This is a genomic window from Pelomonas sp. Root1444, assembly GCF_001426885.1.
Taxonomy (GTDB): domain Bacteria; phylum Pseudomonadota; class Gammaproteobacteria; order Burkholderiales; family Burkholderiaceae_C; genus Pelomonas.
This window is the reverse complement of the sequence record NZ_LMFP01000001.1, coordinates 501,332-517,122: the sequence shown is the minus strand read 5'-3', so window position 1 is coordinate 517,122 and position 15,791 is coordinate 501,332. Positions and strand designations below refer to the sequence as shown.

Genomic DNA, 15,791 nt, shown 5'->3' with positions numbered 1-15,791 from the left:
ACATGCCGCGCCATGCGCATGCCCAACCTGTCACTGCCGCCGCCCGCCGCCGCTGCGCTGGACGAAGGCCAGGTGCTGGGCGTGTGGCGACTGAGGAAGCCGCTGCCCGACGGCGAGCAGGCGCATGCCGGCCAGTGGTACAGCGCCCACCACGCGCTGGCCACCGAGCAGCAGGCGGCCGTGCTGGTGCTGGACCGCAACGACCAGGGCGCCGGCGTCATGCTGCGCTATGCCGACCAGGCCGGCGACCTCGCCAAGCTGCAGCACCCGCACATCGCCGTGCCCAGCGACAGCGGCGTGACGCCCGACGCCCACCCCTACCTGATCATCGAGGGCAACCACGGCGAGCCGCTGCTGCCCCGGCTGTACACGCTGGGCTTGCGCGCGCGCATCGAGCTGCTGGTGCAGCTGTGCGAGGCGCTGCGCTCGGCCCACCAGCAGGGCTGGCTGCTGGCCGAGCTGGACCCGACCATGATCTGGCTCGGCCCCGAAGGCGGCGTGCGCCTGATGGGCCTGGGCCTGTGCCGCATTCCCGACCCGACGGACCCCTTCGACCGCGGCCTCAGCCTGGGCGCCGCGCCCGCCTTCGTCGCGCCCGAGCGCCGCAACGGCGAGCCGCCCACGCTGGCCAGCGAGGTCTATGGCCTGGGCGCGCTGGCGCGCGTGCTGGTCTGCGGCTGGGAGGACACGCCCCGGGGCCTGGCGCCGCTGCGCCGCAGCGCCGCAGCCCAGTGGCCGACGCTGCCCGAGGCCCAGCAAGCCCGGCTGGATGCGCTGCTGCGCGAGGCGATGGCCGAATCGCCCGAGCTGCGCACACGCGGCGCCGAAGGCATGGCCGACGGGCTGCGCGAGTGGCTGGGCCAGAACCCGCAGCGCAGCGCCTTGCCCACCGCGGCCGACGCGATGCCGGCCAAGCGCACCGCCTGGTGGAAGCGCTGGCTGTGGCTGGGCGCCGCCGCAGGACTGGGCCTGCTGGCGCTGACGGCCCGCCTCGCGCAGACCGAGAACTCGACAGCGGCGCCGACCACCCAGGCACGGGGCTGACGGCGGCGGCGCACGGGATTGTTTGGGGATGCGCCGCACCGGGCGCTACGCAACAATGCGACCCCCACTCCCGGAGCTAGCCATGGCCCGTTGCCCCCTGAGCGCGACTCTGAACGCGACCCTGATCGCCACCCTTGCCGCCCTGCCCCTGGCTGCCTCCGCCGCCGGTTTCGATGCCGGTGACGAAGGCTGGACCTCGTCCGCCGGCGGCACCCAGACCTGGGTCGCCAGCGGCGGCAATGGCGGCGGCTGGCTGCGCGTGGTCGATGCCACGGACGCGGACTTCCTCCTCAACGCGCCGTCGGCCTGGCTGGGCAACTGGTCGGGCTTCGCCGGCGGCACGCTGTCCTTCGATGCGCTCAACGTCAACAACGAATCGCCCGACTGGGCACCCTTCGGCGAGGTGACGATCACCGGCGCCGCCGGTACGGTCATGCTCGACATCGTGGCCGCCAACAACCCGCCGGCCGACGGCCAGTGGCACCGCTACAGCGTAATGTTGTCGCCCAGCGCCGGCTGGGCCGGCGCGCCGCTGTCGGCGGTGCTGGCCAACGTGACCAGCCTGACGATCAAGGGCGAGTTCCACGCCGGTGTGACCGAGGTCGTCGGCATCGACAACATCCAGGTCACCGCCGTGCCCGAACCCGCCAGCGCGGCCTTGCTGCTCGGCGGGCTGGGCCTGCTGGCCGGCCTGCGGCGCAAGCGCTGATGGCGGCCGTCGGCGCGACGCCCGCTGCGGGCTTGATGGGCCTGGGCGAGCTGCAGCTGAAGCTGCCGGCCACCAAGGCCCAGTGGCTGGCCCTCGCGGCCGGCCTGGGCCTGGGCCTCGTCGGCGCCGAACTGGCCTGGCACCATCCGCTGTCCGCCCCGCTGGCGCTGGCCGCCTGGGGCGCCGTCGTGCTGCTGGCAGCGCTGTTCTGGGTCAAGACGCCCGTCCTGGTGCTCGCGCCGCTGCCGCTGGTGGGGCTGGCGCCGTGGAGCGGCTGGATCACCTTCGAGGAGATGGACCTCCTCGTCACCGCGGCGGGCTGCGGGGGTTATCTCGCCTATGCGCTGCAGCTCAACGCCCGCGACCGCGCGCCGGCCTGGCGCCACGGCATCGTCTATTCGCCGGCGGTCGTCATGCTGATCCTGGCGCTGGCGCTGTCGACGCTGTGGAGCGTCAAGCGCGGCTTTGCCGATGCGGGCGGCTTCGTCTTCGGCTGGTTCCATGGCTATCACGAGGCCATGAACTCGGTGCGCAATGCCAAGTCCCTGTTCCTCGCGCTGGCGCTGCTGCCGCTGTGGACGGCCGCCGCCGCGGCGCGGCCGCGCGGCTTCTCGCGCGGGCTGCTGCTGGGCCTGGTGCTGGCGCTGGCCGGCGGCAGCGCCGCGGCGCTGTGGGAGCGCCTGGCCTACACCGGGCTGCTGGACTTCTCCACCGACTACCGCACCACCGCCCTGTTCTGGGAGATGCATGTCGGCGGCGCGGCGCTGGACGGCTTCCTGGTGCTGACGCTGCCGTTCGCGCTGCTGGCGCTGCTGCGCACGCGCTCGCCGTGGCGCTTCGCCATCGGGTTGGGCATCGCGCTGCTGGCGGCCTATGCGGTGCTCACCACCTTCTCCCGCGGCGTCTACCTCGCGCTGCCGCTGGCGCTCATCCCGATGGTGATGCTGGCCGATGCCCAGCGCCGCCGCGCGGCCGCATCCGGGCCGGAAAGCAGCCACATCGACAGCACGCTGGGCCCGGTCGACGAGCCGCTGCCGCGCCTGGCCAAGCTGGGCGCGCTGGCGATGGCCGGCGCCTTCGCGCTGGCCGCGGCGCTGGTGTTCGGCGGCGGCGGCTACCGCGGCCTGCTGGCGCTGTTCTTCGTCATGGTCGCGCTGCTGGCCATGCCGCCCAGCCTGTGGCTGCCCGGGTTCGCGCAGCGGCTGACGGCCTTGCTGATGGGCGGCGTGCTGGCGCTGCTGCTGGGCGGGGCGAGCTGGGCGCTGTCCATGGCCGTGCCCAAGGCGGCCTATGTGCTCAACGTCGTCGCGCTGCTGTGCTGCGCGGCGCTGCGCTGGAAGGACGCGCCTGGCCAGTCGCGCCCCATCTACGTGCTGCTGGTGACGACGAGCTGGTTCTGGTTGCTGGCCACCATGGTCATCGTGGCCGACTACTGGGGCGGCACCACCGGCCGCTGGACCTCGGTGGCCGCCGGCCTTGCGCTGGCCGGCGTCTGGGCGGCGATGCTGGTCGAACCGCGGCTGTGGCCCTTGCAGGGCGCGGGCAGCACCGGCAAGGCGGGCTGGCGCAAGCGCGCCTTGCTGGTGGCCGGGCTGCTGCTGGTCATGGCCATCGTTGCGGCACTGGGCGGCGGCGGCTACCTGCGCGACCGCGTCGCCAGCTGGAAGGAGGACGGCCAGACCCGTCTGACCCACTGGCGCGAGGGCCTGCGCCTGCTGCACGGCGGCCGGCAATGGCTGCTGGGCAAGGGCTCGGGCCGCTTCGTCAGCAGCAACCTCTATGAAGGCCCCATCGAATACCAGATCGGCGACTACCGCCTGCGCACCGACGAGGCCGAGGCCTTCCTGGCGCTGACCGGCGGCAAGCATGTCCTCGGTCGCGGGGAGCAGTTCCGCGTCAGCCAGCGCATCCCGACACCGGCGCCCGGGCCGGTCACGATCACGCTGACCAGCCGCACGGCCACCGACGCCCACCTCGTGCTGCAGATCTGCGAGAAGAACCTGATCTACCCGGACCACTGCTTCAGCGCCGAGCCGCTGCTCAAGCCGCTGCGCGCGGAAGGCGCCCCCGAGGGCAGCCCCGGCCAATGGCAGACCCACCGGCTGCAACTGGGGCCCGTCGCGGCCCTGGGCGGCGACTGGTGGGCGCCGCGCTTCGTGACCTTCTCGATGGCGCTGGACACGCGCGGCGCGCGCGTCGACATCAGCCGCATCGCCCTGCAGGACAGCCAGGGCCAGCAGTTGCTCGTCAACGGCGACTTCAACCGCGAGATGGCACGCTGGTTCTTCTCCAGCGACCGCCACCACCTGCCCTGGCACATCAAGAACGCGGCACTGCACGTGCTGTTCGAACAGGGCCTGGTGGGTTTGACGTTGCTGGGCTCGGCCTATTTGCTGTGCCTGGTGCGCCTGTCCTTCGGCCGCGGCCGCGACCATCCGCTGGCGCCGGCCATCGTCGCGGCGCTGATCGGCCTGGGCACCGTGGGCGCCTTCGACAGCCTGCTGGATGCGCCGCGCATCGGCTTCATCTTCTTCGTGCTGCTGCTGCTGGGGTTGGGGCTGAGGGCGCTGCCGGGCGAGGGCGTGGCCCGGGTCGCCTGAGGCCCGCTGCGCTGGCTGGGCGCTGGCGAGACGTTTTGCACGCCGCCAGCGCAAGCCGGCGCGGCCACGGCAACCGCAAGCCTGGCCCGCCCACCATACTGATGCGACCCGAGGCTCACCCCGACTGTCGTGTCCAAAACTCGCAAGCGCGTCCTGATCAATTACTTCCTCGGCATCGCCAGCATCGTGATCGGTGCCGGTGTGACGAGCGCAACGGAATCGGCCCTGCCGCTGGCGATGGGTGGTGCCGTGGGCGTGATGTGCACTTATTCGCTGGTGCGGGCGATCTGCCGCGGCGACATGAAGGCGCCCAAACGGCCCTGACGCCACGGTTCGCGCGGCAGCCCGGCCGGCCCTGCCGCCTATGATCCGCGCCCCATGTCCGCAGCCCCCCCCGCCGCCGGCCTGAATCCGGCGCAGCTCGAAGCCGTCTACCACCTGAGCGGCCCCTGCCTCGTCATCGCCGGCGCCGGCTCGGGCAAGACGCGGGTCATCACGACCAAGATCGCGCAGTTGCTGGTGTCGGGCTACCGGGCCAGCCAGATCGCCGCCATCACGTTCACGAACAAGGCCGCGCAGGAGATGCGCGAGCGGGCCAAGGCGCTGGTGGGCAACAAGGCGGCCAAGGACCTGGCGATCTCGACCTTCCACAGCCTGGGCGTGCGCCTGCTGCGCGAGGAAGGCACACGGCTGGGGTTGAAGGAGCAGTTTTCCATCCTCGACAGCGACGACGTGCTCAACGTGCTGAAGGACGCCGGCGGCACGACCGACGTCAACCAGGCGCGGCGCTGGCAATGGACCATCTCGCTGTGGAAAAACCAGGGCCTCGGCCCGGTCGAGGCGGCCCAGATCGCCAAGGATGAGGATGAGCGCGCGGCCGCCGCCGTCATGGGGCGTTACCAGGAGCGCCTGTCGGCCTACCAGGCCGTCGACTTCGACGACCTCATCACGCTGCCGCTGAAGCTGCTGACCACCGACGCCGAGGCGCGCGCCAAGTGGCAGGACAAGCTGCGCTACGTGCTCGTGGACGAGTACCAGGACACCAACGCGGTGCAGTACGAGCTCCTGAAGGCGCTGGTGGGCGAGCGCGGCATGTTCACGGCCGTGGGCGACGACGACCAGTCCATCTACGGCTGGCGCGGCGCCACCATCGAGAACCTCAAGCGCCTGCCCACCGATTACCCGACGCTCAAGGTCATCCCGCTGGAGCAGAACTACCGCTCCACCGGCTCCATCCTGCGCGCGGCCAACAACGTCATTGCGGGCAACCCCAAGCTGTTCGAGAAGAAACTGTGGAGCGAGTACGGCGACGGCGAGCCCATCGCGCTGCTGGAGGCCGACGGCGAAGAGCACGAGGCCGAACGCGCCGTCGCACGCATCCAGCAACTGCGCGCCGACGGCAAGGGCCCGCAGTTCCGCGACTTCGCCATCCTCTACCGCGCCAACCACCAGGCGCGCGTGTTCGAGCAGGTGCTGCGCCGCGCGCAGATCCCCTACAAGGTCTCGGGCGGCCAGAGCTTCTTCGACAAGGCCGAGATCAAGGACTTGTGCGCTTGGCTGCGCCTGCTGGTGAACCAGGACGACGACCCGGCCTTCCTGCGCGCCGTCACGACCCCCAAGCGCGGCATCGGCCACACCACGCTGGGCGCCCTGGGCACCTTCTCGGCGCAGTGGAAGTGCAGCATGTTCGAGGCGCTGTTCTCCGAGAGCCTGGCTACTGCCATCACCGCACGCGCGCTGGCCCAGTTGCATGAGTTCGGTCGTTATGTGAACGAGCTGCAGTACAAGGCCCGGCACACCGAGGGCCACACCGCCGCCCACGCGATGCTGACCGAGTGGCTGAAAGAGATTGGCTACGAGGCGCACCTGCTCGACAACGAGGAGAACGAGAAGGTCGCCCAGGCGCGCTGGGGCAATGTGCTGGACTTCGTCGACTGGGTCGCCAAGCGCTGCGGTGGCCAGCACAGCGAGGAAGGCGGCGTCAGTTTCACCGAGCCCAAGCAGAGCGTGCTGGACGTGGCGCAGACCATCTCCGTCATCCTGTCGCTGGCCGAACGCGGCGAGGAGCAGGACCAGGTGACGCTGACGACGCTGCACGCGTCCAAGGGCCTGGAATGGCCCCATGTCGTGCTGGCCGGCGTCAACGAAGGCCTGCTGCCCTTCAAGCGCGAAGAGGCGGAGCTGACGCCCGAAGCGCTGCAGGAGGAGCGCCGGCTGATGTACGTGGGCATCACCCGCGCCCGCACGACGCTGGCGGTCTCGACGCTGCGCCGGCGCAAGAAGGGGCGCGACACGGTCGTCGGCATTCCCAGCCGCTTCCTGGCCGAGATGAAGCTCCACGAGGCCAGCACCCGCGAGGACCCGCGTGAGAAGCTCAAGCGCATGCGTGCGGAGCTGGCCGCCAAGGCAGCCGCGCGGCAAGAGTCAAGCAACGGTAGCGACTGACTCGCCCATTCGCGGGGGGTCCCCTCAAGCGCGTGAAGTCTTCACACCGCAGCCACGCTAGGCTGCGAACAATGCGTTCCAGCCCTTCTTTTCCCGGTGAGCCCGCATGAAAGCCTTTGTCCTTGCTGCTGCCCTCGCTGCCCTGAGTTCCACCGCCTTCGCAGGCGCCTCGCGTGACGCGCAGCCACAGGCGCTGACCGACACGACGACCGCCACCGTGATGGCCGACGCCAGCCGTCTCGGCTCGACCAGCCTGGCCGCCTTCAACGGCAGCCGCTGGACGCCAGCCCAGCAACAAGCCGAGGTCGACGGCCAGTTCGACCGCCTCGTCGCCGACCTCGACCCCACCACGCTGGTCATCGGCCTGGGCTTGCTCGCCCTGCTGCTGTCCCGCCCGGTGTCCCGCGCGCTGCGCCGCCAGGAGCAACAGCGCCGCGCCGCCGCGCTGGCCAGCACCCTGCCGCGCCGCTGAGCCGGGCGGCGGTCAGATCGCCAGCGGGTCGACGTCCACGGCCCAGCGCAGCACGGCCTTGTGTTCGCGCTTGAGCGCGAGCAGCGCCGGCACCCAGTCCCGCAGGAAGGCCTGCAGCCGCGCGCGCTGCGCGGCCTCCACCAGCATCTGCATGCGTTCCACGTCCGCCACACGCGCAACCACATGCGGCACCGGCGGGTAGACCAGCACCTCCTCGTCCTGCATCAGCCCGGCCGCGGCGTCCAGGAAGGCCTTGGCCGCCTCCGCCGTGCGTGCCTCGGCCCGCAGCAGCGCCAGGTGTGAAAACGGCGGCAGGCTGGCCGAGCGGCGCTCAGCCAGCTGGTCCCCGGCGAAGCGCACGTAGTCGTGCCGCGCCAGGGCCTGGTAGAGGCCGTGGTCGCGGTGCCAGGTCTGCACCCACATCTCGGCCGCGGTTTCGCCTGAAGCGTCCCGGCCCGCACGGCCGCCGGCCTGCATCAGCAGCGCGAACAGGCGCTCCGGCGCGCGGAAGTCGCTGCTGAACAGCGCGCCGTCCGGGTTCACCGCGGCGACGAAGCGGATGCGCCGGAAGTCGTGGCCCTTGGTGATCATCTGCGTGCCGACCAGGATGTCGACCTCGCCGTCATGCACGGCCTTGAGCTGCGCCTCCAGTTCGCCCTTGCGGCGTGTGGAGTCGGCATCGATGCGCAGCACGCGCGCGCCGGGCAGCGCCTCGGTCAGCTGCTCCTCCAGCTTCTCCGTGCCGCGGCCGATGGGCGCGATGTCGTGGTTGCCGCAGTTCGGGCAGGCGCTGGGCACACGCTCGGTGAAGCCGCAGTGGTGGCAGCGCAGCGTGCGGTCGCGCTTGTGGAAGACGCGCCAGGCGCTGCAGTGCGGGCAGTCGCTCTTCCACTGGCATTCGCCGCAATGCAGCACCGGTGCATAGCCGCGGCGGTTCAGGAACACCAGGCTCTGCTCGCCGCGGTCCAGCCGCTCCTTCAAGGCAGCCAGCAGCGGCGCGGTCAGCGCGGTTGTGACGCCCGCCGTGGGCGGCAGCGCCTTCATGTCGAACAGCCGCACGCGCGGCAGCGCGCCGCCACCGATGCGGGCAGCCAGCGTCACGCGCTCATAACGGCCGCTTTCGGCGTGCTGCCAGCTCTCCAGCGAGGGCGTTGCGGAGCCCAGCACGACCGGCACCTTGAGGTCGTGCGCGCGCCACACGGCCAGGTCGCGCGCCGAATAGCGGGCGCCGTCCTGCTGCTTGTAGGAGGGGTCGTGCTCCTCGTCGACGACGATCAACCCGAGCTCGGGCATCGAGGCGAACACCGCCAGCCGCGTACCCAGCACGAGGCGGGCCGTCCCCAGGTGGGCGGCCAGCCAGTTCTGCAGCCGCTGCGCCGGCGTCAGCGCGCTGTGCAGCGAGACGATGGCCAGCGGCTCGGGCAGCAGGGCGGCAAAGCGCTCGGTGAAGCGCGCCTCCAGCTGCGGCGTCAGGTTGATCTCGGGCACCAGCACCAGCACCTGCCGCCCCGCCGCCAGCGCGGCTTCGGCGGCGCGCAGGTAGACCTCGGTCTTGCCACTGCCGGTCACGCCGAACAGCAGCAGCGGCTTGGGCGCGCCGCTGGCGAGCTGCGCGGCGATGCGCTCGACGGCCACCGCCTGCTCCGGCGCCAGCGCCGGCCTGGCCGGCTCAGGCACCGCCGCCTTGGCCGGCTTCTTCTGCAGCTTGCGCAGCCGCGCGGCCAACTGTTCCGGCGACAGCTCACGCAACTGCGGCGGCAGCACCGCGCTGGCCAGTTCCCCGACGCTGCGCTGGTAGTAGCCGGCTGCGAAATCCAGCAGACGGCACCAGTCGGCGCCCAGCGGCGGGATAGCGCCGAAAACGGCCGCCACCGGCCGCAATGCCATCTCCGGTGCCGGGCCGGCGTCGCCCGGCCAGACGACGCCCAGCAACTCGCGGCGGCCCAGTGGCACCCGCACCAACGTGCCGGAGGCGAGCGCCTGCTCACTCGCATAGTCAAGCGGGCCCGTCAGGCCGCTGTGCTGGGGCGCGTCGACGGCCACCCGCACGACCGCCGGGGCGGCGTTTTCAGGCACGCGCCGCTCCGGGCGTCTTGTGAAGCAAAAGCTCAGGAGTCGAGGCCAAGTGCATGATTCGCAAGGCTTCTTGGGTTGCCCACAATTTCTGTGGATAAGTTTGTGAGCAAATCGCCCGTCGCGCCGCGATAGCAAGCCGCCTGCGGGCGCACCGCCCTGAATTCGCCCGCCGCACGCTTTTGCTGCATGCTTTGAAAATCAATCACTTAGCACGAATTCGGGAAAACTCTAGCTTGCACCGCACCATTCTTCGACGCGGTCGCTCGCATCCCAATTTTTGGGGATAAGTCGCCGCCAAAGTGCAGATGTCACGCCGTGTCAAATCGCCGCGCGCAGCTTTCGTGAGTGGCTGTGTACTTCGTCCACAAGGGCCGTCACGCTCTCGGGCGGCGTGAACTGGCTGATGCCGTGGCCCAGGTTGAAGATGTGGCCGCTGCCCGGCGTCGGCGCGCCGAAGCTGTCGAGCACGGCGCGGGCCTGGGCGCGCACGGCTTCGGGCGGCGCGAAGAGCACGTTGGGGTCGAGGTTGCCTTGCAGCGCGACACGGTCGCCGACGCGGGCGCGGGCGGCGCCCAGGTTCATCGTCCAGTCCAGCCCCACGGCGTCGGCACCGGCATCGGCAATCTCTTCCAGCCACAGGCCGCCGCCCTTGGTGAACAGGATGCGCGGGATGCGCTGGCCCTCGTGCTCGGTCTTGACCTGGCTCAGCACCGCGCGCGAGTACGCCAGGCTGAATTGCTGGAAGGCGCCGTCCGCCAGCACGCCGCCCCAGGAGTCGAACAGCATGACGGCCTGGGCACCGGCTTCGATCTGCGCGTTCAGGTAGGCCGCCACCGCGCGGGCGTTCACGTCAAGGATGCGGTGCATCAGGTCGGGGCGCGAATACATCAGGCTCTTGACGAGCCGGTAGTCGTCCGAGCCGCCGCCTTCCACCATGTAGCAGGCCAGCGTCCAGGGGCTGCCCGAGAAGCCGATCAACGGCACACGGCCGTTGAGCGCCTTGCGGATGGATGTGACCGCGTCAAATACGTAGCGCAGCTTGTCCATGTCGGGCACTTCGAGGGCTGCGACGGCCGCCTCATCGCGCACCACTTTCGCGAACTTGGGCCCTTCGCCCTGCTGGAAGCTCAGGCCCAGGCCCATCGCGTCGGGCACGGTCAGGATGTCGCTGAACAGGATGGCTGCGTCCAGCGGGAAGCGCTCCAGCGGCTGCAGCGTCACCTCGGTGGCGTAGTCGGTGTTTGTCGCCAGGCCCATGAAGCTGCCGGCCTTCTCGCGCGTCGCGCGGTACTCGGGCAGGTAGCGGCCGGCCTGTCGCATCAGCCAGATGGGCGTGTGCTCGGTGGGTTGGCGCAGGCAGGCGCGCAGGAAGCTGTCGTTCTGGAGTGGGGCAAACATCGGCAAATTATCCGTGCTGCTGTCCGACCGTCGGAGCCAGGTGCGGGAATGCCGTTTGCCCACGGCCTGTTCACCTTGCCGCAGTGAGACATGCCCATGATCAGAATCCTTGCCGCCCTGGCCCTTGCCGCCTGCCTGTCCGGCTGCGGCTACAACCAGTTCCAGACGCTTGATGAGCAGGTCAATGCCAGCTGGAGCGAGGTGCTGAGCCAGTACCAGCGCCGCGCCGACCTGATTCCCAACATCGTCAACACGGTGAAGGGGGAGGCCAACTTCGAGCAGGAGACGCTGACCCGCGTCATCGAGGCGCGTGCCCGCGCCACCAGCGTGCAGGCCACGCCCGAACTGGTCAACGATGCCGAAGCCTTGAAGAAATTCCAGGCCGCGCAGGGCGAACTGAGCAGCGCGCTGTCGCGCCTGCTGGTCGTCACCGAGAACTACCCCAACCTGAAGGCCAACCAGGGGTTCCAGGATCTGCGGGTGCAGCTCGAAGGCACCGAGAACCGCATCACCGTGGCGCGCAACCGCTACATCCAGACGGTGGCGGCCTACAACGTGCACACGCGCAGCTTCCCGAACAACCTGACCGCGATGATCTTCGGCTACAAGGCCAAGCCCAACTTCACCGTGCAGAACGAGGCGGCCATCACGACCGCGCCGACGGTGGACTTCGGCACGGCCAAGCCCCCAGCGCCCACCGCGCCGGCCGCGTCCAAGTGACCGCGCGATGCGCTGGCTGACTGCCTTGGTGCTGCTGCTGGCGGCCACGTTCGCGCGTGCGCAGGACGTGCAGCCGGTGCCGGCGCTGACCGCCCGGGTGATGGACCAGACGGCCACGCTGGACGCGGCGCAACGCCAGGCGCTGGAGGACCAGCTGGCCGCGTACGAGGCCGCCTCCGGCCCGCAGATCGCGGTGTTGATCGTCGCCACCACGGCGCCCGAGGACATCGCCGCCTATGCGCAGCGCGTGGCCGACCAATGGAAGATCGGCCGCCGTGCCGTCGGCGACGGGCTGCTGATCGTCGTCGCCAAGAGCGACCGCAAGATGCGCATCGAAGTGGCCAAGGCACTCGAAGGCGCGGTGCCCGACCTGGCGGCGCGGCAGATCATCGACACGGCCATGAAGCCCGCCTTCCAGGCCGGGGACTACGCCGGGGGCCTGAAGGCGGCCATCGAGCGGTTGCAGGCGCGCATCGCCGGCGAGGGCCTGCCCGCGCCCACCCAGGCGCCGCGAGGCGGCGGCAGTGCCAACGAGGGCTTCGGCTTCCAGGACCTGGGCTTGCTGTTCTTCATCGGCGTGCCGGTCGTCGGCATGCTGCTGACCGGCATGCTCGGCCGCAAGCTGGGCAGCCTGGCGACAGCCGGGGCCGCCGGTGCGGCCGGCTGGGCCTTCGGCGGCGGCCTGCTCATGGCCGGCGTCGCCGCGGTCGCCGCCCTGGTGCTGGTGGGCCTGCTGGGCATCGGCGCGGCGCGGCGCACGTCGCGCGCCACGGGCCGTCGCGGCGGCATGCTGATACCGCCCATCATCTGGGGCGGTGGGGGCTTCGGCGGCGGTGGTGGCGGCGGATTCGGCGGGGGCGGGGGCGGCGGCGGCGGCTTCTCGTCCGGCGGCGGGGGCGACTTCGGCGGCGGCGGCGCCTCGGGGGACTGGTGATGGCACGGCTCTCGTTGAAACGCCTGTTCCGCCACCGCCTCTGGGACGAGGACGATGCCCGCCGCGTGCTGCCGGCCGACGCGCTGGCGCGGCTGCAGCAGCGCGTGGCGGCCAGCGAGCAGCGCCACAGCGGCGAGATCCGCGTCTGCGTCGAAGCCAGCCTGCCGCTGAGCTACCTGTGGCGCGACGCGCCGGCGCGCGAGCGAGCGGTCACGATGTTCGGCAAGCTGCGCGTCTGGGATACGGAACTCAACAACGGCGTGCTGATCTACCTGCTGCTCGCCGACCACCGCATCGAGATCGTGGCCGACCGCGCGCTGGCGCGGTGTGTCGAGCCCAATCACTGGCAGCAGGTGGTCGACGCAATGGGCGAGGCCTTCCGCGCGGGCCGCTTCGAGCAGGGCTTGAACGACGCCATCGACGCCGTCGACGCGCTGCTGGTGCAGCACTTCCCGCGCGACGCGGCCAGCGCCGGGCCGCGCCCCAACGAACTGCCGGACGCGCCGCTGCTCGGCGGGCGCCGCGGCCTGTAGCCGCTACAGCAGCGCCAGGCTCTGCCGCCCGACCCAACTCTCGCCGGCCTGCAGTTCGACGGGCCGGCCGATGCAGGCCGCCTCCACGCACAGCATCTCCGACCAGCCCTCGGGCGGCATGTCCGCCAGCTTGGCGCAGCGCTCGGGGCCGGGGTTCCAGACCACGGCGTCCTCGAAACCCTGCTGCCGCACGGCCACCTGGCGGCGGTCCTCGGTCACCAGCAGCGGCCGCTCCTTCACGCCGAAGTAGATGCGGTCGAGGTCGAGCACGCCCTTCTCGCCGGTCAGCAGCAGGTCCATGCGCTGCAGCGCCTCGGCATGCTTGATGCTGTCGAAGTAGCGAAGGCCGGCCAGGCCTTCGACGCTGACGGCGTCCAGGTCCGCCACGCGCAGGTAGGTGTGCAGCGCGGCCGTGAACTGCAGCGGCGCGTCACCGAGGTTGTCGCATGCCAGCTCGACGTCCAGGCTGCGGCCGCCGACGCGCACGCTCAGTTCCAGCTCGAACGCATGCGGCCAGAGCCGGCGCGTCTCGTCGTTGTCGCGCAGGCGCATGACGGCCAGCGCGTCGTCTTTGCCCTGCTCCTGGCTCACCAATTCCCACGGCAACGTGCGCGCGAAACCGTGCTTGGGCAGCGGCCCGCGCTCGGCGAACTGCGGGAAGCACACCGGCACGCCGCCACGGATGGCCTTGCCAGGGACGTATTCGCTGCGCGGCGACAGGTAGAGCTGCTCGCCAGCGCCGGCGGGGCGCCAGGACAGGACATGGCCGCCGTGCAAGGACAGGGTGGCGGTGGCGCCGTCGGGGGCGGTGAGCTCGATGTGCATGGTCAGGGTTTGCCGTAGTTGGGCGATCGCGGGCCGAACAGCAGCCCGTTAGGCCGACCGGCCGCCAGCAGGCGCTGGCTCGCCAATCCTGCCATGGGGTGGCTGCGGTCGGTGGAGGCGGAGATGATCTGGTCCACCACGGCCTTCACGAGCAGGCCGATCAGCCCGCCCTGGGTGTTGCTGTTCTGCTCGGCGCTGGACGCGCTGGCGCTGCCCTCCCACAACAGCTGGCCGTTGCGCAGGTCCACCAGCTTGGCCTCCAGCGTCACCGCAGTCTCGCTGTTGAGGACTTTGTAGACCGAGCCGTAGCGCGAGACCTTCACGTACAGCCCCGCGTCGGCGCCGAAGATCTCGCGCAGCTTGGCGGCGGGGATCTGCTGCGCATCGTCGGGCGTGTGCATCCCGTTGCTCTTGAGCGTCTCGTCCACGAGAGACACGGGCAGCACGTAGTAGCCGGACTCGGCCAGCGGCTGCGTCACCTGTGCCATCACGCTGGGCGTGGCCTGCACTTCGGGCGTGCCGTTGATGGGCGGCAGCACGAGGATGGAGGCCGGCTTGGCCTCCTTGTAGGCGGTGTAGTCATACGGCTTGGGCGGCGTGGCGCAGCCCTGCAGCACGAGCAGCGCCATGGCGGCGCCGGTCACCGCGGCCACGTGGCGCACGGATGGGCATGCAGCAATCATTCTTCTCTCCCTCAAGTCCTGGGCTGGCTGGCCGCGGCTGCGGGGGCGCTGTCCGCGCTCTTGCCCGCGTCTTTCGTCGTCGTCTTCAGCAGGAAGTCCACATAGGCCGCTGATTCCGGGAACTGCGCGCGCTCGGCTTCCAGGTGCCGCCTGGCGGCCACGTCGTCACCCATCTTGGAATGCAGCAGCGCGAGGTGGGCATGCATGCCCGGCGGATTGGCAACACCGGTGGCCCGGTTCTTCTCGATCTGGGCCTCGAGCACCGGGATCTGGGCGCCCGGCTCGCTGCCGTTGCTCTTCAGGTACTGGTAGACGGCCGGCTGGTAGCCGTCCCACTGGTACAGCGGCTTGGGGCCGGATTGCGCGCAACCGGCGAGCGCCACCGTGGCGACGAGTGCAAGTCGTTTCATCGCCACCTCAGCGCACCGGCTTCCAGGCGCCGCTGTCGATGCCCGAGGTCAGCGCGTTGACGGCCTCGCGGATGGCCAGGTCGAGCACCTTGCCGTTCAACGTGGCGTCATAGCTGGCGGTGCTGCCGAAGCCCAGCACCTCGCGCTCGGACAGGCTGTACTCACCCGCGCCCTGCACCGAATAGACCACCTCGGACGTGGCGGGGTCGACGATGTTGAGCGTCACCTTGGCATAGGCCACCTGCGTCTTGCCGCGGCCCAGCACGCCGAACAGCTGCTTGTCGCCAACCTCCTTGCGGCCGAATTCGCTGACGGCGCCGGTCACCAGGTAGTCCGCGCCCTTGATGGCCTGCGCGCCGCCCTTGAACCTGGCCTCCTGCCTGGCTTCCTCGAGGTTGTCCCGGTCCAGCACGCTGAAGCGGTGGGTCTGCTGCAGGTGCGACACCAGGATGGTCTTGCTCTGCGCGCCCAGGCGGTCGATGCCGTCCGAGAAGATGCCGCGCTGGTAGTTGCTGCGGTTGTCGAACTTGCCGACGGCGATGGGCGCACGCACGCCCTGATAGGCCGGCGCGGTGGCCGCGGCCACCTTGGGCACTTCCAGCGTGCGGGATTGTTCGGTGGCAGCGCAGGCGGCCAGTGCGAGGGTGGCTGCAACGATGGCCAGGCGGCCGGCGACGAGGCTGGGTGTCATTCTTGGATCTCCCCGGGATGAAAGGCGGCGGCAGTCTACGACTTCAACGCGGCGGCAATGGCGCGTCATGGTCTGCGCCCGCCGCGTGCTGAGGATTACCGCATGCCGCGAAGGTTGCGTGCGGGCCGCTGCACATGCGATGCGGAGATTCATGGGAAGCACCGGGCACGTGCCGGGCACAGCTTTCTAGAATCGCGCCGCCACCACCAATCCATCCATACACAGGGAGCTCAACGATGAAGACATGGCCT

15 protein-coding genes are annotated in these 15,791 nt (G+C 70.6%); 9 read left to right on the top strand and 6 right to left on the bottom strand.

What is annotated here, in order from left to right; all coding sequences use genetic code 11:
- Window positions 1-12 precede the first annotated feature (12 nt).
- The 6 genes from ASD35_RS02290 (at window position 13) to ASD35_RS02265 (ending at window position 7,270) form a co-directional block, all read left to right on the top strand.
- Window positions 13-1,044: a hypothetical protein gene (locus ASD35_RS02290; RefSeq protein WP_056873275.1), complete on the top strand. Its 1,032-nt coding sequence runs from the start codon at window positions 13-15 to the stop codon at window positions 1,042-1,044.
- Between the two features lie 82 nt (window positions 1,045-1,126).
- The gene (locus ASD35_RS02285) at window positions 1,127-1,753 is read left to right on the top strand and encodes a laminin B domain-containing protein (protein WP_056873274.1); all 627 of its coding nucleotides are present in this window, start codon (window positions 1,127-1,129) and stop codon (window positions 1,751-1,753) included.
- Entirely contained in the window at window positions 1,753-4,353 is a 2,601-nt protein-coding gene (locus ASD35_RS02280) for a hypothetical protein (protein WP_056873273.1), read from the top strand. The genes ASD35_RS02285 and ASD35_RS02280 overlap by 1 nt, the downstream gene beginning before the upstream one ends.
- 129 nt (window positions 4,354-4,482) lie before the next feature.
- Window positions 4,483-4,677 (top strand): hypothetical protein, encoded by a 195-nt coding sequence (locus ASD35_RS02275; protein WP_056873272.1) that lies wholly within the window; start codon window positions 4,483-4,485, stop codon window positions 4,675-4,677.
- A gap of 54 nt (window positions 4,678-4,731) precedes the next feature.
- Window positions 4,732-6,798 (top strand): ATP-dependent helicase, encoded by a 2,067-nt coding sequence (locus ASD35_RS02270; protein WP_056873271.1) that lies wholly within the window; start codon window positions 4,732-4,734, stop codon window positions 6,796-6,798.
- Between the two features lie 106 nt (window positions 6,799-6,904).
- Window positions 6,905-7,270, top strand: a complete 366-nt coding sequence (locus ASD35_RS02265; protein WP_056873270.1) for a hypothetical protein — start codon at window positions 6,905-6,907, stop codon at window positions 7,268-7,270.
- A 12-nt stretch (window positions 7,271-7,282) separates the two neighbouring features.
- On the opposite strand, the gene ASD35_RS02260 is transcribed toward ASD35_RS02265, so the two are convergent.
- Together ASD35_RS02260 and hemE are read right to left on the bottom strand one after the other, a co-directional pair.
- A complete protein-coding gene (locus ASD35_RS02260; protein ID WP_056873269.1) occupies window positions 7,283-9,346 on the bottom strand; it encodes a primosomal protein N' in 2,064 nt (687 codons plus the stop codon).
- Between the two features lie 318 nt (window positions 9,347-9,664).
- Window positions 9,665-10,744: a uroporphyrinogen decarboxylase gene (gene hemE, locus ASD35_RS02255; RefSeq protein ID WP_056873268.1), complete on the bottom strand. Its 1,080-nt coding sequence runs from the start codon at window positions 10,742-10,744 to the stop codon at window positions 9,665-9,667.
- Between the two features lie 96 nt (window positions 10,745-10,840).
- On the opposite strand from hemE, the gene ASD35_RS02250 reads away from it, so the two are divergent.
- Genes ASD35_RS02250 through ASD35_RS02240 form a run of 3 tightly spaced genes read left to right on the top strand, consistent with a single transcriptional unit; the run spans window position 10,841 to window position 12,931 of the window.
- On the top strand, window positions 10,841-11,464 hold the full coding sequence (locus ASD35_RS02250) for a LemA family protein (protein WP_056873411.1): 624 nt from the start codon (window positions 10,841-10,843) through the stop codon (window positions 11,462-11,464).
- Between the two features lie 7 nt (window positions 11,465-11,471).
- The gene (locus tag ASD35_RS02245) at window positions 11,472-12,398 is read left to right on the top strand and encodes a YgcG family protein (RefSeq protein WP_056873267.1); all 927 of its coding nucleotides are present in this window, start codon (window positions 11,472-11,474) and stop codon (window positions 12,396-12,398) included.
- Entirely contained in the window at window positions 12,398-12,931 is a 534-nt protein-coding gene (locus tag ASD35_RS02240) for a TPM domain-containing protein (RefSeq protein ID WP_056873266.1), read from the top strand. The genes ASD35_RS02245 and ASD35_RS02240 overlap by 1 nt, the downstream gene beginning before the upstream one ends.
- A 3-nt stretch (window positions 12,932-12,934) precedes the next feature.
- Here ASD35_RS02240 and ASD35_RS02235 read toward each other — a convergent pair whose 3' ends face one another.
- The 4 genes from ASD35_RS02235 to ASD35_RS02220 are packed head-to-tail and all read right to left on the bottom strand — an operon-like array spanning window position 12,935 to window position 15,540.
- Window positions 12,935-13,756 (bottom strand): D-hexose-6-phosphate mutarotase, encoded by an 822-nt coding sequence (locus ASD35_RS02235; RefSeq protein WP_056873265.1) that lies wholly within the window; start codon window positions 13,754-13,756, stop codon window positions 12,935-12,937.
- 2 nt (window positions 13,757-13,758) lie between these two features.
- A complete protein-coding gene (locus ASD35_RS02230; protein ID WP_056873264.1) occupies window positions 13,759-14,439 on the bottom strand; it encodes a DUF799 domain-containing protein in 681 nt (226 codons plus the stop codon).
- Window positions 14,440-14,450: 11 nt separating this feature from the next.
- Window positions 14,451-14,849, bottom strand: coding sequence for a DUF4810 domain-containing protein (locus tag ASD35_RS02225; RefSeq protein ID WP_056873410.1), 399 nt, complete (start codon window positions 14,847-14,849; stop codon window positions 14,451-14,453).
- Between the two features lie 7 nt (window positions 14,850-14,856).
- Complete coding sequence (locus ASD35_RS02220) at window positions 14,857-15,540, bottom strand: CsgG/HfaB family protein (protein ID WP_056873263.1); 684 nt, start codon at window positions 15,538-15,540, stop codon at window positions 14,857-14,859.
- Window positions 15,541-15,791 lie beyond the last annotated feature (251 nt).

Bases quoted from the DNA above. Each gene is read 5' to 3' on its own strand.
- ASD35_RS02290 (WP_056873275.1), top strand. From the start codon at position 13: ATGCGCATGCCCAACCTGTCACTGCCGCCGCCCGCCGCCGCTGCGCTG.
- ASD35_RS02285 (WP_056873274.1), top strand. From the start codon at position 1,127: ATGGCCCGTTGCCCCCTGAGCGCGACTCTGAACGCGACCCTGATCGCC.
- ASD35_RS02280 (WP_056873273.1), top strand. From the start codon at position 1,753: ATGGCGGCCGTCGGCGCGACGCCCGCTGCGGGCTTGATGGGCCTGGGC.
- ASD35_RS02270 (WP_056873271.1), top strand. From the start codon at position 4,732: ATGTCCGCAGCCCCCCCCGCCGCCGGCCTGAATCCGGCGCAGCTCGAA.
- ASD35_RS02265 (WP_056873270.1), top strand. From the start codon at position 6,905: ATGAAAGCCTTTGTCCTTGCTGCTGCCCTCGCTGCCCTGAGTTCCACC.
- hemE (WP_056873268.1), bottom strand. From the start codon at position 10,744: ATGTTTGCCCCACTCCAGAACGACAGCTTCCTGCGCGCCTGCCTGCGC.
- ASD35_RS02250 (WP_056873411.1), top strand. From the start codon at position 10,841: ATGATCAGAATCCTTGCCGCCCTGGCCCTTGCCGCCTGCCTGTCCGGC.
- ASD35_RS02245 (WP_056873267.1), top strand. From the start codon at position 11,472: ATGCGCTGGCTGACTGCCTTGGTGCTGCTGCTGGCGGCCACGTTCGCG.
- ASD35_RS02240 (WP_056873266.1), top strand. From the start codon at position 12,398: ATGGCACGGCTCTCGTTGAAACGCCTGTTCCGCCACCGCCTCTGGGAC.
- ASD35_RS02235 (WP_056873265.1), bottom strand. From the start codon at position 13,756: ATGCACATCGAGCTCACCGCCCCCGACGGCGCCACCGCCACCCTGTCC.
- ASD35_RS02230 (WP_056873264.1), bottom strand. From the start codon at position 14,439: ATGATTGCTGCATGCCCATCCGTGCGCCACGTGGCCGCGGTGACCGGC.
- ASD35_RS02225 (WP_056873410.1), bottom strand. From the start codon at position 14,849: ATGAAACGACTTGCACTCGTCGCCACGGTGGCGCTCGCCGGTTGCGCG.
- ASD35_RS02220 (WP_056873263.1), bottom strand. From the start codon at position 15,540: ATGACACCCAGCCTCGTCGCCGGCCGCCTGGCCATCGTTGCAGCCACC.